We start from the raw sequence: 21,525 nt of genomic DNA on the forward strand, positions 1-21,525 counted from the left end.
GCTCACTTGCAGCTGAAGCTGCGCGTGTTGACCTCCTTCACCTGACCCTCGCCGCAGGTCTTGATGGCCTGCTCGCCCATGCGGGCTACATCGGTCGGATCACTGCTGCGCGACGAACCGGGCGCCAGCACGCAGGCGGTGGACATGAGGGCGGCGGCCAGGGCCAGGGCGAAGGTGGCGAAGCGGTTCATCGGTGACTCCTCGATACGGGTTGAATCTAACCCGCACTGTAGGAGAACCGGTGCGCGCGCCAAACGCAGGGCCGACGAACTGCAGAACCGAAGGGGCAGTCTGCTGCGGCCGCGCTTCGGGCAGGCTCAGGCCCAGGCCGCCCGTGCCGAGCGGGCACCGCGCGAGATACATTTACGCGGCGAGCATCATCTCGTTGCTATCCATACAAAAAAGAGGGGAGGAAGAGATGGGGAACACTTCCACGTCCGCGCAGCAGCGGATGACGAAATTTGGGGCCGCACTTTTTGGCGGCGCGCTAGCGCTCCTCTTGACCGCTTGCGGCGGCGGTGGCGGAGGCGAAACGGCCGTCCCACCACCACCACCTCAGCCACCGCCTGTACCCGTCAGCCAGCTATCGGCCGAGCACTTTCCAATGACGGTGGGTGATCGGCGCCTTTGGCGCACGATTACGGGCCAGCCCGGCTCAGCAGAGCAACTCGCACGCGTCATCGAGTCAACAACCATCGACGGCCAGGCCGCATTTCGTGTCCTCGACGAAGGCGTGGAAGAGGTGGAGTACATCGCAGTCAGCGCCCAGTCCGTCCGTAAGCTACCAGGCCCATTGGCGGATGCAGTTGAACGGGATTTCGGGGCGGTAGAGATGCTTCGATTTGGCCATCGCCAAGGCGAAACGCTGCGCGTCGTGGAGCGCCGGATCAGCCGGGATGTCGATGGTGATGGTCGGCCGGACACCTTGGACCTCACGATTGATCTGCTCTATGTAGGCGATGGCTCTGTGACCGTACCGGCCGGTACCTTCGCCTCAGCAGCCCAGATTCGCACCACGGCCCGACTGCGCAGCACCCTTAGCGGCCAAGCCCAGCCACAGGATGTGACTGTGGTCGAAGATCAATGGCTGGTGCCGAAGATCGGCCAAGTCAAAGTGGTGGAAACCACACAGCCGGACGGGCAGACGCAAACCCGAGAGCTTGCCGGGTACGCGTTGGCGGGCCAGCGCAATGATAGCGATGCGCCACGCGTGATCAGCAGCGAGCCCGCTCAGGACGAGCTACGGTCGTCGATTGGCCCGATCCGGCTGCGCTTCAGCGAGGCGCTGGACGTGCAAAGCATTCGTGGAGCCTGGCAGTTGAAAAACTCGGAGGGGCAAGAGATGTTGGGCAGCCACAGCTATCTGGCTGAGGAACACAGCCTGCTGATCACGCCCATGTATGCGCTCGGCAATGGCAGCTACACCTTGACGCTGAGCGGCGCGATTACCGACCGGCTGGGCAACGTGTTGGCCCCGTTGCAATTGCGTTTTACGATTGACTCGGCAGGTCCACGCCTGATTGCAAGCCAACCCACCAACGGTGACGGCGATGCAGCGGTAGGCGGTGAAATCGCCCTTACCTTTGATCGCCCGGTATCCCTGGTCAATGGCGCAGAAGTCTTGACGCTGGTACTGCACGGCGGAATGAACGAGAGGATCGAGCTGCCCGCTCGTTTTGACGACACGCGCCTGCTTGCCCCGCTGACGCAAGCATTGCCCTACAACCGCAGCTACAGCGTCAGCATCAAGAACCCGCTCAAGGATGCATCCGGCGTGCCGGCGCGGCCAATCGAGCTCTCTTTCAAGACCACGCAAGGGCCGTTGTCACGTCCTCAGGGTCAGCAGTCCGACTTTGAGTCGGCCGCGTCGACACCGGCCGATATCAATGGCGACGGCTTGGTCGATCTGATCTCGGTGGGCCGGGATAGGCAGAGCCAGCGTGTCGGAGCAGCGATCCGCCTGCGTCTGCCTGGAGGCGGTTTTGCTGCGCAAGTGCATTACCTCAGCAATAGTGTAGGAAGAGTGAGCGACAGCGGGCAGCCGGTCATTGCTGATTTCAACGCGGATGGCCGATTGGACATTGCACTGGTCCACTACGGGCTGACAACTGAAACCCTGGTGCTCCTGCAGCAGGCAGGCGGGAGTTTCGGCCCAAGTCTGAGCGTGAATACTGGAAGCTCTTCGGCAGTGTCGGCCATCGCGCTGGTGGGCGCCGTCAGCCCTGCCCTTGTCTACAACTCGGACAGCGGTTTGTTGGTCACCCAGCTCAGCAATGGCGCCTGGTCTGCAGCAAGGACTCTCGTTCCAACCGGAGGCAATGGCGCGATGGTCTGGCGCGTGGGTGACCTCAACAACGATGGCCGCCAGGATCTCGCTTGGTTGCGCTATCGCTCGGATACCAACAAGTACGAATTGGCCTGGTCTTTGCAAACTGCGGCAGGAGGCTTTGCTACGGAGCAAAGCCAAACACTGCCGGGTACCGGCGGGCTGTTGGAACGGTCGCTTGAACTCGTCGATATGAATGGCGACGGTTACACCGACCTGTTGGTGTCGGGGCCCGGCATGCTCAGGGAGCAGCCGCTGCTGCTGCTACGCAATGATGGCAGCGGTGGCTTTCAGAGCGCGCTGAAGATAACGCCTGCAACTGACCAAGGGCCCGGCCTCCTCGCCATAGCTGACATGAATGGCGATGGCCGTCTGGATGTGGTGAGCGCAGATGTCTTCGAGGACACCCTCTCCATCTACCTGCAGGGAAGCGACGGTCTCTTGCAAGCCCGTCGAGTGTTTGAGCGAGGCCCAGGACTCAAGAACTTCAGCCTGGTGGACCTCAATGGCGATGGTCGGACGGATGTGGTTGGCATGATGTCCGTGGTCTACGCTCGGCCATGGACGGGCCTCTGGCCTCTGGCGAGTCCCTAGGAGCCGTTGAGCGGCACCTATAGGGAGCAGGGCCGCCAACTGCTGCTCGCCGAGAGTACAAAAAAGGCGACTCCGCAGAGTCGCCTTTCGAGCCGGGGATGCAGCGTGCCTCTGTGTCAAGCAGCCGCAGCCGCCGTCTCCTGATAGCCGCGCGGCACCGCGCCGAGCAGGCGGCGGGTGTACTCCTGCTTCGGAGCGGCCAGCAGGGCCTGGGTCTCGCTTTGCTCGACCACATCGCCGTTCTGCATCACCAGCACCTCGTCGGAGATGAACTTGACGACCGCGAGGTCATGGCTGATGAAGATGTAGCTGAGGCCGAACTCGTCCTGCAGGTCCTTCAGCAGGTTCAGCACCTGGGCCTGCACCGAGACGTCCAGCGCCGAGACGGCTTCGTCCAGCACCAGCACCTCGGGGTTCAGCGTCAGGCAGCGCGCGATCGCGATGCGCTGGCGCTGGCCGCCGGAGAACTCGTGCGGGTACTTGTTCAGCGCCGAATCATCCAGGCCCACCTTCTGCAGCAGCGCGCTGGCGCGCGCCTGGCGGTCGGCCGTGCTGGTGCCGATGCCGTGGATCTCCATCGGCTCCAGCAGGGTCTGGCCGATCGTGAAGCGGGGGTTCAGCGAGGCATAGGGGTTCTGGAACACGACCTGGATGCGGCGGCGCATCTTCTGCCAGTCATTGCCGCTCATCTTCAGCAGGTCCTTGCCCTCGAACAGCACCTCGCCGCCGCTGGGCTCATGCAGGCGCAAAAGGGTCAGGCCCATGGTCGTCTTGCCGGAGCCGGACTCGCCGACCACGCCCAGGGTATAGCCCTTGCGCAGCTGGAAGTTGACTTCCTTGACGGCCTTGAACTCCTTCTTGCCGAACAGCCCATCCTTGAAGAAGAAGCTCTTCTTCAGACCGCGCGCCTCCAGGATCACCGGCGCGTTCGGGTCCTTGGCCTTGCCCAGGCCTTGCGCTTCGCGACCGGCGATGTGATCGTCGATCACCATCAGCCGCGCCGGGTTCTCGGTCAGGCTGGGGCGGCAGGCCAGCAAGGCCTTGGTATAGCCGTCCTGCGGGTTCTTGAAGATCTCGGCCACCGGGGCCTTCTCGCGGATCTGGCCATGGCGCATCACCACCACATGGTCGGAGATCTCGCCCACCACGCCCAGGTCATGCGAGATGAACAGCATGCTCATCTTGTGCGTGTCCTTGAGCTTGGCCATCAGCTCCATCACCTGGCGCTGGATGGTCACGTCCAGCGCCGTGGTCGGCTCGTCGGCGATCAGCAGCTTCGGCGAACAGGCCAGCGCGACCGCGATCATCACGCGCTGCTGCTGGCCGCCCGACATCTCGTGCGGATAAGCCTTCAGGCGGCGCTTGGGCTCGGGGATGCCAACCTCGTTGAGCAGCTCCTCGGCGCGCACCAAGGCCTGGCGGCGGCTCATGCCCATGTGCTTGATCAGCGGCTCCATGATCTGCTCGGCCACGGTGAAAACCGGGTTCAGGGAGGTCATCGGGTCCTGGAACACGCAGGCGATTTCCTTGCCGCGGATCGCTTGCAGCTGGGGCAGTGTGCAGCCCAGCAGGTCGCGGCCCTGGAACTCGATCTTGCCCTCGCGCTCGGCGTTGTCCGGCAGCAGGTTCAGGATGGACATCGCGGTGACGCTCTTGCCCGAGCCCGACTCGCCCACCAGGGCCACGGTCGAGTTCTCCGGCACATCGAAGCTGACGCCCTTGACGGCCAGCGCGCGCTGCATCTGGCCGCCCTGCTTGCCCATGCGGAAGGCGACCTTCAGGTCTTGAATACTCAACAGCATGGCTTTACTCCAGGCCTCTCAATTTCGGATCCAGCGCATCGCGCAAGGCGTCGGTGAACAGCGCGAACGCGGTCACGAAGACGGCCATCACCACCGTGACGCCGACCAGCTGCCACCAGTAGCCCAGGATCAGCTCGCTCTGGCTCTCGGCCAGCATGGTGCCCCAGGAGACCTGGTCCACGCCGACACCCAGGCCCAGATAGGACAGGATGACCTCGCTCTTGATGAAGCTCACCACATGCAGCGACAGCTGCACCAGCGCCACGTGCGAGACATTGGGCAGGATGTGCTTGAACATGCGGCTCATCTTGCTGGCGCCGATGGCCTCGGCCGAGCGCACATACTCGCGCACCGAGTGCTTCATGAACTCGGCGCGTATCAGCCGGTAGATGCCGGGCCAGCCGGCCAGGCCCAGGATCAGCGCCACCGACATCACGCCGCGCCCGAAGATCACCGCGAACGCGAAGATCAGGAGGATGCCGGGGATGGCGGTGAAGACGTTGTAGAGCCACTCCAGGAAGTCGCCGATCTTGCCGCCGAAAAAGCCCGACAGCGCGCCCAGCACGGTACCGATCAGCGTCGCCAGCACGGCGGCCAGCACGCCCACCATGATGGAGACCTCGGCGCCCTTGATGGCCTTGGTCAACACATCGCGGCCCAGCCGGTCGGCGCCGAAAGTCAGGGTCTCGGCCTTGACCGTGTCCACCGTCTTGAACTGCTTGGCGCGCTCTTCCCATTCGGCATAGCGCGGCGCCAGCGGATCGATGTCGCTGAGGTCGACATTCGGACCCTTGGGCTGCGCGATGGCGCCGGTGGCCTCGGCCGCGCGCGGGCCCAGGAAGGTCGGCGGCGCGTTCGGCACGCCCACTTCCTTCTGCCAGCCCGAGGCGATCACGCCGGCGCCCGACAGGGCCACCAGCACCAGGAACACGGCCACGATGGCCATGCAGACCATGCCGACCTTGTCGGCACGCATGCGGCGCCAGGAGGCGGCCCAGACGCCTTCGGAGCGCTGGGCGCCGGCCTTGGCCGCCGGAGTATTCGACAGAACCGCGCTCATTTCAGCACCACCCGTGGGTCGACCAGCTTGTAGAGCAGGTCGGTAACAAGATTGATCACCATGGTCAGGAAAGCGATATAGATCGCAAAGGCCTGGATGACCGGGTAGTCGCTGCGGTTGACCGCCAGCAGGATCTCGCGGCCCAGACCCGGGATCGAGAAGAACACCTCGATCAGGAAGGCGCCGGTAAACACGCCCGGCAGCGCCACCGCGATATTCGTCAGGATCGGGATCATCGCGTTGCGCAAGACATGCTTGAGCAGGATGGTCTTCTCGGTCATGCCCTTGGCGCGCGCGGTGCGCACATAGTCATGGCCGATCTCGTCCAGGAAGAAAGTGCGGTACAGCCGCGTGTAGGGCGCCAGCGCCACCGCCACCACCACGATGATGGGCAGCGGCGCATAGGTGGTCAGATTGGTCCAGAAGCTGTCGGTCCAGCCCTGCACCGGGAACCAGCCCAGGCGGAAGGCGAACACATACTGGAACACGATCACATAGACCAGCAGCGAGATCGACACCGCCACCGTCGTCACGATCATCACCGTGCGGTCGGTCAGGCTGCCGCGCACATAGGCCACCGCCATCGCGAACGGAATCGCCAGCAGCACTTCCAGCACCAGGATGGGCACCATCACCGTCAGCGTTGCCGGCATGCGGGTGGTGAACAGGCTGGCCACCGACTCGTTGGTGGCCCAGCTGCGGCCCCAGTCGAAGGTGACGATCTGCTGGATGAAGATCCACAGCTGCTCCCAGACCGGCTTGTTGAGGCCCAGCTGTTCGCGGATGGCGTCGATCTGTTCGGGGCTGGCGTTCAGGCCGCCGAGGATTTCGGCAGGGTCGCCGCCGAAGTATTTGAAGAGGAAGAACACCAGCAGCACGACGCCCAGCAAGGTGGGAATCATTTGCCACAAGCGCCTTATCAGGTATGCCGCCATCGCTGTCGGATCTCCATGCCAAGCGTCTTGAGTAGACAAAAGCGAGACCCCGCTCACTTGTGGTGAGGGGGGTCTCCATATTGAAAGCAGGCGCGAGTCTAATGGAGACGGCGCCCGGAATCACCGGCATTTGCCCTTGGCTAATCCGGGTTTGCCCTAGGAAGCCCCCGTATTCAACGGGGTTTGCGGCCTTTCTGGGCCAAAATGCGCGGCCTGTCGGGGGCAACGGCCCTAGACTCCGCACCTCGCCCAGCGCGCCGGAACCGGTGGCGGCCTGGGCCATTGACGCGCCGCACCCACAAGGCCTGCGGCGCGTTGTCATTGCAAGGATTGTGATCGTGATGCGTTCTGGCTTCGCACGACTGGCCCTCGCCGCCGTGTTCTCCTGTGTTTCCCTGGCCAGCCCGGCCCAGACCGGCGCTGCGGCCGGCGAGGCCAAGGTGATCCGCTACTCCTTCCGCGTGGCCGAGACCGGCTTCGACCCGGCCCAGATCAGCGACCGCTATTCCAAAGCCGTCGCCGCCGGCATCTTCGAGGCACCGCTGGACTTTGCCTTCCTGGCCCGGCCCTATCAGCTGCGGCCCTCGACTGCGGCGGCCATGCCCGAGGTCTCGCCCGACTTCAAGAGCCTGACCTTCCGGATCAAGCCGGGCATCTTCTTTTCCGACGATCCGGCCTTCAAAGGCAAGAAGCGCGAACTGACGGCGGCCGACTACATCTACTCGATCAAGCGTCACTACGACCCCAAGCTCAACAGCCGCAATCTCTATCTGCTGGAGAACGTGCAGATCCTCGGGCTGTCGGAGCTGCGCAAGGAGCTGATGGCGGCCAAGAAGCCTTTCGACTACGACCGCGAGGTCGAGGGCCTGCAGCTGCTGGACCGCTACAGCTTCCGCGTCAAGCTGGGCGTCGGCGATCCGCGCTTCATCAACCAGTTCGCCGACTCGGCCTTCCTCGGCGCGGTGGCGCGCGAGGTGGTCGAGTTCTATGGCGACAAGATCATGGAACACCCGGTCGGCACCGGTCCCTACCGGCTGGCCGAGTGGCGCCGCAGCTCGCGCATCGTGCTCGGCAAGAATCCGAACTACCGCGAGGAGCTCTATGACGAGCAGCCGCCGGCCGATGCCGACCCGGTGCTCAAGGCCCAGGCCGCCAAGCTGCAGGGCCGGCGCCTGCCGCTGACCGAGCGGGTCGAGATCGCCATCATCGAGGAGAACCAGCCGCGCTGGCTGTCCTTCATGAACGGCGAGGCCGATGTGCTGGAGGAGGTGCCGTCGGAGTACGTCAGCATCGCCACGCCCAATGGCAAGCTGGCCCCCAATCTGGCCAAGCGCGGCATGCGCGCGGTGCGCTTCCCCTACCCCGAGATCGCCTTCACCTACTTCAATATGGAGGATGCGGTGGTGGGCGGCTACACGCCCGAGAAGGTGGCGCTGCGCCGCGCGATCAGCCTGGCCGTCGATCTGGACAAGGAGATTCTGCTGGCGCGCCGTGGCCAGGCCATGCCGGCCCAGAGCCCCTTCGGCCCCGGCACCTTCGGCTACCAGCCCGGCTTCAAGTCCGAGATGAGCGAGTTCAGCCTGCCCAAGGCCAAGGCACTGCTGGACCTGTACGGCTATGTGGACCGCGATGGCGATGGCTGGCGCGATCTGCCGGATGGCAAGCCGCTGCTGCTGGAGCTCGCCACCCAGCCCGACAGCCAGAGCCGCCAGCTGATCGAGCAGTGGCAGAAGAATATGGATGCGCTGAAGGTGCGCATCGAGTTCAAGACCGCCAAATGGCCCGAGAACCTGAAGAGCGCCAATGCGGCCAAGCTGCAGATGTGGTCGGTCAGCTGGGTCGCCACCGCGCCGGACGGCGACACCTTCCTGGCGCTGGGCGACGGTCGCGCCAAGGGCTCGGCCAACAAGTCGCGCTTCGACCTGCCGGCCTATAACGCGCTGTACCAGAAGCAGAAGATGCTGCCCGACGGCCCCGAGCGCCAGGCCGTGATGCAGGAGGCCGCCAAGCTGATGATCGCCTACATGCCCTACAAGATGCATGTGCACCGCCTGTTCACCGATCTGGCCCAGCCCTGGGTGATCGGCTTCGACCGCAATGTCTTCGTGCGTGATTTCTGGCGCTACGTGGACATCGATACCGAAGCCCTGGCCAAGCAGCGCCAGGGTTCCTGAAGCAAGAGGCCCCGATGCGGCGCTACTTGATTGGGGCCTGCCTGGCGCTTGTGGCGGTGGCGGCACAGGCGCAGGCGCCTGCCGGCCCGCCGCCCAAGGTGCTGAAGTACGCCTTCCTGGTGGCCGAGACCGGCTTCGATCCGGCCCAGATCACCGACATCTACTCGCGCACCGTCACCGCCCATGTCTTCGAAGCGCTGTACCACTACGACCCGCTGGCCCGGCCGGTCAAGCTCAGGCCGCTGACCGCCGCCGCGCTGCCCGAGCCCAGCGCCGACTTCAAGACCTGGACCATACGGCTCAAGCCGGGCATCTTCTTCGCCGACGACCCGGCCTTTGGTGGCAACAAGCGCGAGCTGGTGGCCGAGGACTATGTCTACAGCTTCAAGCGCTTCGCCGACCCGGCGGTCAAGAGCCCTTTCTGGTCCACCTTCGATGATGCCGGCCTGCTGGGCCTGAGGGCGCTGCGCGAGCAGGCGCTGAAGGGCAAGAAGCCGTTTGACTATGCCGCCCCGCTGGAGGGCCTGCGCGCGCTGGACCGCTACACCTTGCAGCTCAAGACCGAGCAGGCCCGGCCGCGCCTGATCGAGGCCTTGATGGCCAGCTCCGACCTCTATGGCGCGGTGGCGCGCGAGGTGGTCGAGCACTACGGCGACAAGATCATGGCCCACCCGGTCGGCACCGGCCCCTTTGTGCTGAAGAGCTGGCGGCGCAGCTCGCAGATGGTGCTGGAGAGGAACCCCGGCTACCGCGAGCGCTTTTACGAGGCCGAGCCGGCCGCCGATGACGCCGAGGGTCAGGCCTTGCTGGCGCGCCTGAAGGGCCGGCGCCTGCCGATGGTCGATCGCGTCGAGATCGCCGTCATCGAGGAAAGCCAGCCGCGCTGGCTGTCCTTCATCAATGCCGAGAAGGATTTCCTGGAGCGGGTGCCGGCCGACTTCATCAGCCAGGCCATGCCCAACGGCAAGATCGCGCCCAACCTCGCCAAGCGTGGCATCCAGGGCTATCGCATCGTCGGCCCCGAATCGACGATGACGGTCTTCAATATGGAAGACCCGGTGGTCGGCGGCATGGCGCCGGCCAAGGTGGCGCTGCGCCGCGCAATCAGCCTGGCCATCGATGTCGGCCGCGAGATCCAGCTGGCGCGCCATGGCCAGGCGGTGCCGGCGCAATCACCGGTGGTGCCACACACCACCGGCTACGCGGCCGAGTTCAAGAGCCATATCAGCGACCATGATCCGGCCCGCGCCAAGGCCTTGCTGGAGCTCTATGGCTATCTGGACCGCGATGGCGACGGCTGGCGCGAGCAGCCCGACGGCCAGCCCCTGCTGCTGCTGCGCAATACCCAGCCCGACAACGCCTCGCGACGGCTCGACGAGCTGATGCAGAAGAATCTGCAGGCCGTCGGCCTGCGCCTGGAGTTCAAGACCGCCAAATGGCCGGAGAACCTGAAGAGCGTGCGCGGCGGCAAGTTCCAGATGTGGGGCGTGGCCTCCTCGGCCGACAAGCCCGACGCCCAGCCCGCGCTGCAGCGCCTCTACGGCCCGGCCATCGGCGGGCAAAACCTGTCGCGCTTCGACATGGCCGCGTTCAACACCATCTACGAGCGCATGCAGGCCCTGCCCGACGGCCCCGAGCGCCTGGCCCTGATTCATGAGGGCAAGCGCATCGCCGCCACCTACATGCCTTACAAGCAGCATGTGCACCGCATCCTGACCGACCTGAGCCAGCCCTGGCTGATCGGCTACCGCCGCCCGCTGTTCTGGCAAGACTGGTGGCAGTACGTGGACATCGACAACAGCAAACGCCCGCAACCATGATCAACACTCTCGCGCGTGCCGGCCTGGCCGGTCTGATGGTCCTGCAGCTCGGGCTGGCCCAGGCCCAGACGCCCTCGACCCCGCCGAAGGTGCTGCGCTATGCCTTCGTCGCCGGCGAGACCGGCTTCGACCCGGCGCAGATCAACGATCTGTACTCGCGCATCGTCGCCAGCCATATCTTCGATGGGCTCTACAAATACGACTACCTGGCCCGGCCCTACAAGATCAAGCCCAATGCTGCGGCCGCGCTGCCGGAGGTGGCCGACAATTTTCGTAGCTTCACGATACGCATCAAGCCGGGCCTGTTCTTCTCCGACGACCCCGCATTCAAGGGCCGCAAGCGCGAACTGGTGGCCGAGGACTACGTCTATTCGCTGAAGCGCTTCTTCGACCCGGCCACCAAAAGCCCGGCCTATTCCAGCTTCAACGACCAGGGCATCCTGGGCCTGAACGAGCTGCGCCAGGACGCGCTGAAGAGCAAGAAGCCCTTCGACTACAACGCACCGGTTGAGGGTATGAAGGCCCTGGACCGCTACACGCTGCAGTTCAAGCTCAAGGAGCCGCGCCCGCGCTTCATCGAGGCCATCACCGGTGGCGACCAGGCCGGCGCCGTGGCCCGCGAGGTCATCGAGCACTACGGCGACAAGACCATGGAGCATCCGGTGGGCACCGGCCCCTTCATGCTGAAGAGCTGGCGGCGCAGCTCGCAGCTGGTACTGGAGCGCAACCCCAACTACCGCGAGGCCTTCTACGATGCCGAGCCCAATGCCGAGGATGCCGCCGGTCAGGCCTTGCTGGCCCGCTTCAAGGGCCGGCGCCTGCCCATGGTGGACCGCGTCGAGATCTCCATCATCGAGACCAGCCAGCCGCGCTGGCTGGCTTTTCTGAACCGCGAGTTCGACCTGGTCTCGGTGCCGCTGGAGTTCTCCGCCATCGCCCTGCCCCAGGGCGAGCTGGCACCCAATCTGGCCAAGCAGGGCATCCAGCTGCAGCGCATCGTCAACACCGACCGCACGCTGTTCTATTTCAATATGGAAGATCCGGTGGTGGGCGGCTACACGCCGGAGAAGGTGGCGCTGCGCCGTGCGATCTCGCTGGCCACCGATGTGGGCCGCGAGATCCAGACCTTGCGGCGCGGTCAGGCCGTGCCGGCCCAGACCATTGTGGCGCCCGGCACCTGGGGTTATGACCCCGAGCTGAAGACCGAGAACAGCGACTTCGACCTGCCGCGCGCCAAGGCCTTGCTGGACATCTACGGCTACAAGGACGCCGATGGCGACGGCTGGCGCGACTTCCCGGACGGCAAGCCGATGCTGATCGGCTATGCCAGCCAGCCCGACGATCTGTCGCGCAGCTTCGACGAGATGTGGAAGAAGAATATGGATGCGCTGGGCGTGCGCATCGAGGTTCGCGCGGCCCAGTGGCCCGAGCAGCTGAAGGCAGCAAAGGCCGGCCAGCTGCCGATCTGGATGCTGGGCTTCTCCGATGCCGCGCCCGATGTGCAGCCGAGCCTGGACCTGCTGTACAGCCCCTCGGCCGGCGGCCAGAACCTCAGCCGCTTCAAGAACGAGCGCTTCGACGAGATCTACCGCCAGATGCGCGATCTTCCCAACGGACCCGAGCGCCTGGCCCTGCTGCGCGAAGCTCAGAAGATCAACCTGGCCTATATGCCGCAGAAATACGTCGTGCACCGCATCATCAATGACCTGACCCAGCCCTGGCTGATCGGCTTCAAGCGGCCGATCTTCGGCAATGTGTTCTGGCAGTACGTCGACGTCGACATGAGCCAAAAGAAGAAGATCGCATCATGAAACTGAAGCAATGGGGTGCGGCAGCCCTGGCCGCCTTGTTGATGATGGGTCCGGCGCTCGCTGCCGAGCCCAAGGTGCTGCGCTACGCCTTCCAGGTCGCCGAGACCGGTTTCGACCCGGCCAAGATCGGCGATATCTATTCGCGCATCATCACGGCCCATATCTTCGAGGGCCTGTACAGTTACGACCATCTGGCGCGGCCGGCGCGGCTGATCCCGCTGACGGCGGACGGCATGCCGCAGCACAGCGAGGACTTCCGCAGCTGGACCTTCAAGGTCAAGCCCGGCATCTTCTTCGCCGACGACCCGGCCTTCAAGGGCAAGAAGCGTGAACTGGTGGCCGAGGATTACCTCTACGCGATCAAGCGGGTGGCCGACCCCGAGGTGGCATCCAGCCACTGGAGCGAGGTCGAGGCGCTGGGCATCACGGGCCTGGCCGAGTACCGTGCCGAACTCCGCCAGGATGGCGCCGGCGGCAAGCCCTTCGACTACGACCGCCCGATCGCGGGCCTGCGCGCGCTGGATCGCTACACCCTGCAGCTGCGCCTGGACAAGCCGCGCCCGCGCCTGCCCCAGACCCTGGCCCAGACCGATCTCTACGGCGCGATGGCGCGCGAGGTGGTCGAGGCCTATCCGGGCAAGACCATGGAACACCCGGTCGGCACCGGCCCCTTTGTGCTGAAGGACTGGCGGCGCAGCTCGCGCATCGTGCTGGAGAAGAACCCTGGCTACCGCGAGCGCTTCTACGAGGCCGAGCCCGGCGCCGACGATGCCGAGGGTCAGGCCTTGCTGGCGCGCTTCAAGGGCCGGCGCATCCCCATGATCGACCGGGTCGAGGTCTCCATCATCGAGGAGGGTCAGCCGCGCTGGCTGGCCTTCCTGGGCGGCGAGTTCGACCTGCTGGAGCGGGTGCCGAACGAGTTCATCAGCCAGGCCATGCCCAACGGCAAGCTCGCGCCGAACCTGGCCAAGAAAGCGATGCAGGGCTACCGCGTGCTGAGCCCGGACGTGGGTTTCTGGGTCTTCAATCTGGAAGACCCGGTGATCGGCGGCTATACGCCCGAGCGCATCGCACTGCGCCGTGCGATCTCGCTGGCCTCCGATATGGAACAGGAGATCCGCGTGGCCCGGCGCAACCAGGCCGTCGTCGCGCAGTCTATCTATCCGCCCGGCACCAGCGCCTACGACCCCGCGTTCAAGAGCGAGATGAGCGACTACGACCCCGCTCGCGCCAAGGCCCTGCTCGATATGTATGGCTATGTCGACCGCGACGGAGATGGATGGCGCGACCAGCCCGATGGCAAGCCGTTGCTGCTCGACAGCTTGACCACGCCGGACGGCTCGCAGCGCCAGATCGATGAGCTGTGGCAGAAGTCGCTGGCCAAGGTGGGTCTGCGGGTCACGTTCAAGCCGGGCAAATGGCCCGAGAACTACAAGGCTCTGCGCGCCGGCAAGTTCCAGATTTGGAGCCTGGCCACTTCGGCCTCGATGCCCGATCCGCAAGACTTCCTGAGCAGCCTCTCCTCCCTCTATATCGGCAGCCAGAACTTCGCGCGCATCCGCCTGCCGGCGGCCGACCGCCTGTTCGAGCGGACTGCGCCCATGCCCGACGGCCCCGAGCGCGCGGCCCTGTTCCGCGAAAGCGAGCGCCTGATGACGGCCTATATGCCTTACAAGCACAAGGCCCACCGCTTCATCACCGATCTCGCCCAGCCCCAGCTGATCGGCTACCGCCGCCATCCCTTCAAGCAGGACTGGTGGAGCTATGTGGACATCGAGCCGGCCAAGAAGCCATGACCGCCCGCCTGCTGCTGGCCGGCCTGGCCCTGCTGCTGATGGCGGCCCAGCCCGCGCAGGCGCAGCAGGCCGCCGAGCCCAAGGTGCTGCGCTACGCGCTGAACGCGGCCGAGACCGGCTTCGACCCGGCCCAGCTCAACGACCTGTACTCGCGCATCATGACCAGCCACATCTTCGATGGGCTGTACGAGTACGACTATCTGGCCCGGCCCTACAAGATCCGCCCCAATGTCGCCGAGGGCATGCCCGAGCATTCGGCCGACTTCCGGACCTGGACCCTCAAGATCCGCCCCGGCATCTTCTTTGCCGACGACCCGGCCTTCAAGGGCGCCAGGCGCGAGCTGGTGGCCGAGGACTTCGTCTACAGCTTCAAGCGCTTCTTCGACCCCGCGAGCAAGAGCCCGATCTACTCGACGCTCAAGGACGTCGGCATGCTGGGCGTGGACGAGCTGCGCCAGGACGCGCTGAAGCACAAAAAGCCCTTTGACTACGACCGCCCGGTCGAGGGCCTGCGCGCGCTGGACCGCTACACGCTGCAGTTCAGGCTCGCCGCGCCGCGCCCGCGCCTGCTGTTCACGCTGGCCAGCGGTGATCTGTTCGGCGCGCTGGCACGCGAGGTGGTCGAGTTCTACGGCGACAAGATCAGCGCCCATCCGGTCGGCACCGGCCCCTTCCTGCTGAAGCAGTGGCGGCGCAGCTCGCTGATGGTGTTCGAGCGCAACCCCGGCTACCGCGAACGCTTCTACGATGCCGAGCCCAGCGCCGACGATGCGGCCGGCCAGGCCCTGCTGGCCCGCTTCAAGGGCCGGCGCCTGCCCATGGTGGACCGGGTCGAGGTGGCCATCATCGAGGAAGACCAGCCGCGCTGGCTGTCCTTTCTGAACGGCGAGTTCGAGCTCTCCTGGGTGCTGCCCGCGCCCTTTGCCAACCAGGCCATCCCGCATGGCAAGCTCGCACCCAATCTGGCCCGCCGCGGCATGCAGCTTGAGCGGGTGCTGGCCTCCGACCGCTATATGTACTACTGGGACATGAAGGACCCGGTGGTCGGCGGCTACACGCCCGACAAGGTGGCGCTGCGCCGCGCCATCGGCCTGGGCACCGATGTGGGCCGCCAGGTCAGCAATGTCTGGCGCGGCCAGGCCGTGCCGGCGCAAAGCGTGGTCGCACCCTACACCTTCGGCTTCGATGCCGACTACAAGAGCCCGAACAGCGACCATGATCCGGTCCGGGCCAAGGCCTTGCTGGACCTGTTCGGCTATATCGACCGCGACGGCGACGGCTGGCGCAATCTGCCGGACGGCAAGCCGCTAGTGATCCGCTATGCCAGCTCGCCCGATGCGCGCTCGCGCTCCTTCGAGGAGATGTGGAAGCGCGACCTCGATGCGCTGGGCATACGCCTGGAGGTCAAGGTAGCCAAATGGCCCGAGCAGCTGAAGGCCGCGCGCGCCGGCCAGCTGATGCTGTGGCAGCTGGGCTTCAGCTCCAACTCGCCCGATGTGCAGCCCGGCCTGGAACTGCTCTACAGCCCCTCGGCCGGCGGCCAGAACTTCAGCCGCTTCAAGCTGGAGCGCTTCGATGCGATCTACGAGCAGATGCAGGCCCTGCCCGACGGCCCCGAGCGCCTGGCCCTGCTACGTGAGGCGCAGAAGCTCACAACGGCCTATATGCCGATCAAGTTCCTGGTCCACCGCGTCATCAGCGACCTCAGCCAGCCCTGGCTGATCGGCTACAAGCGGCCGCCCTTCAGCCAGCAGTTCTGGCAGTGGGTGGACATAGACCCCAGCCAGCGCCCATGATCAAGCGCATCGTCCTGGCCATGCTGGCCGCCCTGTGCCAGGTAGCGGCGGGTGCCGAGCCCAAGACCTTCCGCTACGCCTTCCCGATCGCCGAGACCGGCTTCGATCCGGCCCAGGTCAGCGACACCTACTCGCGCACCGTCACGCCCCATATCTTCGAGGCGCTCTACGGCTACGACCCGCTGGCCCTGCCGGTCAGGATCGTGCCGCTGACGGCGGCGGCCCTGCCCGAGGTCAATGCCGATTTCACCCGCTGGACCATCAAGCTCAGGCCCGGCATCTTCTTCGCCGACGATCCGGCCTTCAAGGGCAAGAGACGCGAGCTGGTGGCCCAGGACTATGTCTACAGCCTGATGCGCTTTGCCGACCCGGCGGTCAAGAGCCCCATGTGGGCCACTCTTGAGGAGCGGGGCATTCTGGGCCTGGCCGAGCGGCGTGACGCCGCGCTGAAGAACAAAACCCCGTTCGACTATGACAGCCCCATCGAAGGCCTGAGTGCGCCGGATCGCCACACGCTGCAGATCAGGCTGAAGAGCCCGCGCCCACGCCTGCTTGAAATGCTGGCCACCAACGATCTGTTCGGCGCCGTGGCCCGCGAGGTGGTGCAGCACTATGGCGAGCAGATCAGCGCCCACCCGGTGGGCACCGGCCCCTTTGTGCTGAAGGACTGGCGGCGCAGCTCGCTGATCGTGCTGGAGCGCAACCCCGGTTACCGCGAACGCGTCTACGAGGCCCAGCCGCGCGCCGACGATGCCGAGGGCCAGGCCATCCTGGCCCGGCTCAAGGGCCGGCGCATACCGATGGTGGACCGCGTCGAGGTCAGCATCATCGAGGAGTCGCAACCGCGCTGGCTGTCCTATCTGGGCGGCGAACATGATCTGATCGACCGCGTGCCGCCCGAGTTCGTCGCGGTGGCGCTGCCGCATGGCAAGCTGGCACCCAATCTCGCCAAGCAGGGCATGAAGCTGAGCCGCCTGATCAATGCCGACAGCGCCTTCACCTTCTTCAATATGGAAGACCCGGTGATCGGCGGCTACACGCCCGAGCGGGTGGCGCTGCGCCGCGCGCTGTCGCTGGCGCTGGACGTGGAGCGCGAGATTCGCCTGGTGCGGCGCGGCCAGGCGATTCCCGCGCAGTCGCCGCTGCTGCCCCATACCAGCGGCTACGACCCCGAGTTCAAGAGCGAGAACGGCGACTTCGACCCGGCCCGCGCCAACGCCCTGCTCGATATGTATGGCTATCTCGACCAGGACGGCGACGGCTGGCGCGACCGCCCCGATGGCGGCCCGCTGGCGCTGGAGGTCGCGACCCAACCCGACGCACTGTCGCGCCAGTATGACGAGCTGTGGACGATCAACTTCAAGCGCGTCGGCATCCGCACCAAATTCTTCGCCGGCAAATGGCCCGAGCAGCTGAAGGCCGCGCGCGCCGGCAAGCTGCAGCTGTGGATGATGGGCACCACCGCCACCGCGCCCGACGGTCTGCAGGCCCTGCAGCGCTTCTACGGCCCGCAGGCCGGCAACCAGAACCTGTCGCGCTTCAAGAATGCCGAGTTCGATGCGCTGTACGAGCGCATGCAGGCCCTGCCCGACGGCCCCGAGCGCGAGGCCCTGTTCCTGCAGGCCAAACGCCTGCAGACCGCCTATATGCCCACCAAGACCCATGTGCACCGCATCGTCAACGACATCGCCCAACCCTGGCTGATCGGCTACCGGCGCCCCTTGTTCCGCAACGAGTTCTGGCATCTGATCGACGTGTTGCCGCGCACCAAGCCATGAAGCGCCGCGATCTGCTGGGCGCGGCCGCCGCGCTGGCCGCCGCACCGACCCTGCCGCAGGCCCAGCCGGCGAGCAGGAAGAAGGTCCTGCGCACCGCCTTCAACGCGGCCGAGGTCGGCTTCGACCCGCCGCAGGTCTCGGACCAGACCTCGGTCATCATCAACGCGCACATCTTCGAGTCGCCGCTGACCTTCGACTGCCTGGCCCGGCCGGCGCAGCTGCGGCCGCAGACGGCTGTCGCGCTGCCCGAGATCAGCGAGGACTACCGCCGCTTCGTCTTCACGCTCAAGCCCGGCATCTTCTTCAGCGAGGACCCGGCCTTCAAGGGCAAGCCGCGCGAGCTGGTGGCCGAGGACTATGTCTACAGCATCAAGCGCTACTACGACCCGCGCATCAAGACCGAGCACCTCTACCAGTTCGAGGGCGCCAAGATCCTGGGCCTGAGCGAGCTGCGCCAGCGCGCCATCAAGAACAAGACCGGGCTGGACTACGACACGCCGGTGGCGGGCCTGCGCGCGCTGGACCGCTACCGCTTCGAGGTGAGGCTGGCGCAGAGCGATCCGCGTTTCATCTATGTGTTCGCCAATGCCGGGCTGAGCGCGGCCGTCGCCCGCGAGGTAGTCGAGGCCTATGGCGCCGACATCATGGCCCATCCGGTCGGCACCGGCCCGTTCCGGCTTGAGAACTGGCGGCGCGGCTCGCAAGTGCTGCTGTCGCGCAACCCGCAGTTCCGCGAGCAGTTCTTCGACAGCCAGGCCCCGGCCGACGACCCGGCCGCGCAGGCGCTGGCCACCCGGCTGCAGGGCAAGCGCCTGCCGCTGGTCGACCAGGTGCAGATCAGCATCATCGAGGAGGAACAGCCGCGCTGGCTGGCCTTCGAGGGCGGCGAGCTGGACGTGGTCGAGATGCCGCCCGGCGTCGCGCCACTGGCCCTGCCGGGCGGTCGGCTCGCGCCGGCGCTGCAGCGCAAAGGCGTGACGGCGCGCAGCACGCTGGGCGCCGATGTGCGCTTTTCCTTCTTCAACTTCAACGACCCGCAGGTTGGCGGCTACACCCCGGAGAAGGTGGCGCTGCGCCGCGCCATCGCGCTGGCCTATGACAGCCAGGTCGAGCTGCAGCAGGTCTACAAGGGCCAGGGCGTGCCGGCCCAGTCGCTGCTGCCGGCCGCCGTCTACGGTCACGACCCGCAGCTGAAGAGCGAGATGAGCACGCCCGATCTGCCGCGCGCCCGCGCGCTGCTCGATGTCTGGGGCTACAAGGATGTGGACGGCGACGGCTATCTGGAGAACCCCGACGGCTCCAAGCTGCTGCTGCGCATGGCCGGCGTCAACACCTCGCGCCAGCGCTCGCTCGACGAGCTGTGGAAGAAGCGCATGGATGCGCTGGGCCTGCGCATGGTGTTCGAGACCGGCACCTTCGGCGAGCTGATCAAGAAGTCGCTGGCCGGCCAGTTGCAGATCTGGGGCTTCTCCTGGAACATCTCCTTCCCCGACGCCGACTTCTTCCTCGGCATGGCCTACGGCCCCAATGCCGACCAGAGCAATGACGCCCGCTTCAAGCTGGCCGCCTACGACCGCCTCTACGAGGCCCAGCGCGCGCTGCCCGACGGCCCCGAGCGCCTGGCCCTGATGCGCGAGGCCAACCGGCTGCTGCTGGCCTATGTGCCCTATCTGCCGCACTGGCATGCGCTGCGCACCGACGTCAGCCAGCCCGGCGTGCATGGCTTCTGGCGCCACCCGTTCGCGCGCGACTGGTGGCGCTTCGTGGACATCGCCTGAGCCGCCGTCACATAGCCGTCATCTGTATCGATCGGTGAGAGGCAAGACCTGGCACCGGGTGGCCGGGGCCCGGTGTCCACGGCCATGCACCGCGGCCGTGCGACGCGAAAAGTTACATCCCGGATGCAAGTCCGGTGCAATCCTGTCGCCCTTACAAAGACAAGCCGGATCGGCGACACGAGAGGCGCAGCATGCGTAGCAGTTGGACATGGGTGGGTGGTGGCAGGGATCTGCATGACGGCCGCGCCCGCATGCTGCAGGAAGCCATCCTGTGGCACGGCGAGGCCACCGACAGCTGCGGCCGCTTCGAGGCGCTGAGCAAGTCCGAGCGCGATGCGGTGATCGAATTCCTGAGGTCGCTGTGATGACGACGCGACGCCTGTTGTGCAAGGGCCTGGCCAGCCTGGCGACGGCCCCGCTGCTGGCCGCTTGCGGTGGCGGTGGCGGCGATGGCGACGCGCCGGCGCCCGGCCCCGCACCCGCCACGCCTGCACCCGGCCCGACGCGCAGCGCCAAGCGCGGCATCGCCTACGACCTCGCCGATGCGCGCGACTTCGCCGCGCTGCGACCGGGCGTCAGCTGGTGGTACAACTGGAGCGACCGGCCGGCCGCGACCGCGCCCGCTGCTCCCGGCCTGGACTTCGTGCCTATGCTGTGGAACGAGCAGTTCGACGCAGCGGCCGTCGAGGCCCGATTGCTGGCCAGCCCGGCCATCAAGCATCTGCTGGTGCTCAACGAGCCGAATCTGCGCGACCAGGCCCATCTCACGCCCGCCCAGGCCGCCGCGCTATGGCCGCGCTACGAGGCCATCGCGCGCAAGACCGGCGTCCAGCTTGTCGGCCCGGCGATCACCTGGGGCACGCTGGCCGGCTACGAGGATCCGATCACCTGGATGGACGCCTTCCTGGCCGCCTACCGCGCCGCCCACAGCGGCCGCGAGCCGCAGCTCGATGCGCTGGCCTTCCACTGGTACGACTACGGCCTGGCCGGCCAGCTCGACCGTCTGCTCAAGTACGGCAAGCCCTTCTGGGTCACCGAGTTCGCCAACTGGCATGCGCAGAGCGACGGCGCGCAGATCGATACGGTCGCCAAGCAGAAGGCGCAGATGAGCGAGATGGTCACCGTCTGCGAGCAGCGCGCCGATGTGCACCGCTATGCCTGGTTCACCGGCCGCTGGAGCCCCGACCCGCACCACACCAGCCTGCTGGGCGCGGGCGGGGAGCTGACGGAGCTGGGCAGGCACTACCTGGGGCTGGGGTTTGCGGGCTGAGGGCCCTCACCCCACCGCCCCCACCCTCTCCCTGAACAGCGCGGCGCGCTCGGCGTCGGCGGCGCGGGCGATCTCGGTGGCGCAGTGGTCCATCCAGGCGGCGAAGCGCGATTCGGAGTCCACCGTGCGGGCCGCCTCGCGCAGCGCCGCGTCGCGCCCGGCCAGCATGCGCGCGGCCAGGTCCAGCGCGAAGAACTTGGCGCGCATCAGTCGGGCGGCTGCGGCGTCGGCGCCGGCCGGCGCCCGCTCCGACACCGGCCCGCTGACCAGACCTTCGGCCAGCAGCCGCTCGACGGCCTGCTGCGGCGCCAGACCCAGGCCCTGGGCCAGGGCCTGCAGCTCGGCCAGGCTGCGGCGCCCGTCCACCATGATCAGCAGCATGCGCAGGCCCGCCGGCAAGGCCTGGCGCGGCCCGGCCAGCAACAGCCGGCCGGCTTCGGTCTTGCGGAGGATGGCTGCGGTGGACGAGGACATGGGCGGGCGATGCGTGGAGGCTGCATGCTGGATGGGCTTTGTGGCGGTGATATGACGAAGTCATGACGACCAGGCGCCGGCGTGCAGTGCTTGGCACCTGCACGACAGCGG

15 protein-coding genes are annotated in these 21,525 nt (G+C 66.4%); 10 read left to right on the top strand and 5 right to left on the bottom strand.

All coding sequences use genetic code 11. From position 1 onward, the window contains the following. Positions 1-2: 2 nt before the first annotated feature. Positions 3-191 carry a hypothetical protein gene (locus O5M90_RS14695; protein WP_269839330.1) on the bottom strand — a complete coding sequence of 63 codons (189 nt, stop codon included), beginning with the start codon at positions 189-191 and terminating at the stop codon, positions 3-5. 413 nt (positions 192-604) lie between these two features. On the opposite strand from O5M90_RS14695, the gene O5M90_RS14700 reads away from it, so the two are divergent. Then, a complete protein-coding gene (locus tag O5M90_RS14700) occupies positions 605-2,920 on the top strand; it encodes an FG-GAP-like repeat-containing protein (protein ID WP_269839331.1) in 2,316 nt (771 codons plus the stop codon). Between the two features lie 116 nt (positions 2,921-3,036). Here the strand turns inward: O5M90_RS14700 and O5M90_RS14705 are convergent, their stop codons facing one another. Genes O5M90_RS14705 through O5M90_RS14715 form a run of 3 tightly spaced genes read right to left on the bottom strand, consistent with a single transcriptional unit; the run spans position 3,037 to position 6,717 of the window. Further along, complete coding sequence (locus O5M90_RS14705) at positions 3,037-4,722, bottom strand: ABC transporter ATP-binding protein (RefSeq protein ID WP_269839332.1); 1,686 nt, start codon at positions 4,720-4,722, stop codon at positions 3,037-3,039. 4 nt (positions 4,723-4,726) lie between these two features. Continuing rightward, on the bottom strand, positions 4,727-5,782 hold the full coding sequence (locus tag O5M90_RS14710) for an ABC transporter permease (protein WP_137942517.1): 1,056 nt from the start codon (positions 5,780-5,782) through the stop codon (positions 4,727-4,729). After that, positions 5,779-6,717: an ABC transporter permease gene (locus tag O5M90_RS14715; protein WP_137942516.1), complete on the bottom strand. Its 939-nt coding sequence runs from the start codon at positions 6,715-6,717 to the stop codon at positions 5,779-5,781. Before O5M90_RS14715 ends, O5M90_RS14710 begins: the two co-directional genes overlap by 4 nt. A 341-nt stretch (positions 6,718-7,058) precedes the next feature. Between O5M90_RS14715 and O5M90_RS14720 the strand changes: the two genes are divergently transcribed. The 9 genes from O5M90_RS14720 (at position 7,059) to O5M90_RS14760 (ending at position 20,940) form a co-directional block, all read left to right on the top strand. Beyond that, positions 7,059-8,891: an ABC transporter substrate-binding protein gene (locus O5M90_RS14720; RefSeq protein ID WP_269840077.1), complete on the top strand. Its 1,833-nt coding sequence runs from the start codon at positions 7,059-7,061 to the stop codon at positions 8,889-8,891. A gap of 14 nt (positions 8,892-8,905) precedes the next feature. Next, on the top strand, positions 8,906-10,711 hold the full coding sequence (locus O5M90_RS14725) for an ABC transporter substrate-binding protein (protein WP_269839333.1): 1,806 nt from the start codon (positions 8,906-8,908) through the stop codon (positions 10,709-10,711). Then, a complete protein-coding gene (locus O5M90_RS14730; RefSeq protein WP_269839334.1) occupies positions 10,708-12,522 on the top strand; it encodes an ABC transporter substrate-binding protein in 1,815 nt (604 codons plus the stop codon). The genes O5M90_RS14725 and O5M90_RS14730 overlap by 4 nt, the downstream gene beginning before the upstream one ends. Then, positions 12,519-14,318 carry an ABC transporter substrate-binding protein gene (locus O5M90_RS14735; RefSeq protein ID WP_269839335.1) on the top strand — a complete coding sequence of 600 codons (1,800 nt, stop codon included), beginning with the start codon at positions 12,519-12,521 and terminating at the stop codon, positions 14,316-14,318. The genes O5M90_RS14730 and O5M90_RS14735 overlap by 4 nt, the downstream gene beginning before the upstream one ends. After that, the gene (locus tag O5M90_RS14740; RefSeq protein WP_269839336.1) at positions 14,315-16,114 is read left to right on the top strand and encodes an ABC transporter substrate-binding protein; all 1,800 of its coding nucleotides are present in this window, start codon (positions 14,315-14,317) and stop codon (positions 16,112-16,114) included. Before O5M90_RS14735 ends, O5M90_RS14740 begins: the two co-directional genes overlap by 4 nt. After that, positions 16,111-17,892, top strand: a complete 1,782-nt coding sequence (locus tag O5M90_RS14745) for an ABC transporter substrate-binding protein (protein ID WP_269839337.1) — start codon at positions 16,111-16,113, stop codon at positions 17,890-17,892. The genes O5M90_RS14740 and O5M90_RS14745 overlap by 4 nt, the downstream gene beginning before the upstream one ends. Continuing rightward, positions 17,889-19,670, top strand: a complete 1,782-nt coding sequence (locus O5M90_RS14750; RefSeq protein ID WP_269839338.1) for an ABC transporter substrate-binding protein — start codon at positions 17,889-17,891, stop codon at positions 19,668-19,670. Before O5M90_RS14745 ends, O5M90_RS14750 begins: the two co-directional genes overlap by 4 nt. 191 nt (positions 19,671-19,861) lie before the next feature. Next, positions 19,862-20,035, top strand: a complete 174-nt coding sequence (locus tag O5M90_RS14755) for a di-heme oxidoredictase family protein (RefSeq protein WP_269839339.1) — start codon at positions 19,862-19,864, stop codon at positions 20,033-20,035. Next, a complete protein-coding gene (locus tag O5M90_RS14760) occupies positions 20,035-20,940 on the top strand; it encodes a glycosyl hydrolase (RefSeq protein WP_269839340.1) in 906 nt (301 codons plus the stop codon). The genes O5M90_RS14755 and O5M90_RS14760 overlap by 1 nt, the downstream gene beginning before the upstream one ends. 6 nt (positions 20,941-20,946) lie before the next feature. Here the strand turns inward: O5M90_RS14760 and O5M90_RS14765 are convergent, their stop codons facing one another. Then, entirely contained in the window at positions 20,947-21,414 is a 468-nt protein-coding gene (locus O5M90_RS14765) for a hypothetical protein (RefSeq protein WP_269839341.1), read from the bottom strand. Between the last annotated feature and the right edge of the window lie 111 nt (positions 21,415-21,525).

This window comes from Paucibacter sp. M5-1 (assembly GCF_027498415.2).
Lineage (GTDB): Bacteria > Pseudomonadota > Gammaproteobacteria > Burkholderiales > Burkholderiaceae_C > Roseateles_E.

What these genes read in the sequence shown, in the direction of transcription:
- O5M90_RS14695 (WP_269839330.1), bottom strand. Translation starts at nt 191, where the DNA reads ATGAACCGCTTCGCCACCTTCGCCCTGGCCCTGGCCGCCGCCCTCATG.
- O5M90_RS14700 (WP_269839331.1), top strand. Translation starts at nt 605, where the DNA reads ATGACGGTGGGTGATCGGCGCCTTTGGCGCACGATTACGGGCCAGCCC.
- O5M90_RS14705 (WP_269839332.1), bottom strand. Translation starts at nt 4,722, where the DNA reads ATGCTGTTGAGTATTCAAGACCTGAAGGTCGCCTTCCGCATGGGCAAG.
- O5M90_RS14710 (WP_137942517.1), bottom strand. Translation starts at nt 5,782, where the DNA reads ATGAGCGCGGTTCTGTCGAATACTCCGGCGGCCAAGGCCGGCGCCCAG.
- O5M90_RS14715 (WP_137942516.1), bottom strand. Translation starts at nt 6,717, where the DNA reads ATGGCGGCATACCTGATAAGGCGCTTGTGGCAAATGATTCCCACCTTG.
- O5M90_RS14720 (WP_269840077.1), top strand. Translation starts at nt 7,059, where the DNA reads ATGCGTTCTGGCTTCGCACGACTGGCCCTCGCCGCCGTGTTCTCCTGT.
- O5M90_RS14725 (WP_269839333.1), top strand. Translation starts at nt 8,906, where the DNA reads ATGCGGCGCTACTTGATTGGGGCCTGCCTGGCGCTTGTGGCGGTGGCG.
- O5M90_RS14730 (WP_269839334.1), top strand. Translation starts at nt 10,708, where the DNA reads ATGATCAACACTCTCGCGCGTGCCGGCCTGGCCGGTCTGATGGTCCTG.
- O5M90_RS14735 (WP_269839335.1), top strand. Translation starts at nt 12,519, where the DNA reads ATGAAACTGAAGCAATGGGGTGCGGCAGCCCTGGCCGCCTTGTTGATG.
- O5M90_RS14740 (WP_269839336.1), top strand. Translation starts at nt 14,315, where the DNA reads ATGACCGCCCGCCTGCTGCTGGCCGGCCTGGCCCTGCTGCTGATGGCG.
- O5M90_RS14745 (WP_269839337.1), top strand. Translation starts at nt 16,111, where the DNA reads ATGATCAAGCGCATCGTCCTGGCCATGCTGGCCGCCCTGTGCCAGGTA.
- O5M90_RS14750 (WP_269839338.1), top strand. Translation starts at nt 17,889, where the DNA reads ATGAAGCGCCGCGATCTGCTGGGCGCGGCCGCCGCGCTGGCCGCCGCA.
- O5M90_RS14755 (WP_269839339.1), top strand. Translation starts at nt 19,862, where the DNA reads ATGCGTAGCAGTTGGACATGGGTGGGTGGTGGCAGGGATCTGCATGAC.
- O5M90_RS14760 (WP_269839340.1), top strand. Translation starts at nt 20,035, where the DNA reads ATGACGACGCGACGCCTGTTGTGCAAGGGCCTGGCCAGCCTGGCGACG.
- O5M90_RS14765 (WP_269839341.1), bottom strand. Translation starts at nt 21,414, where the DNA reads ATGTCCTCGTCCACCGCAGCCATCCTCCGCAAGACCGAAGCCGGCCGG.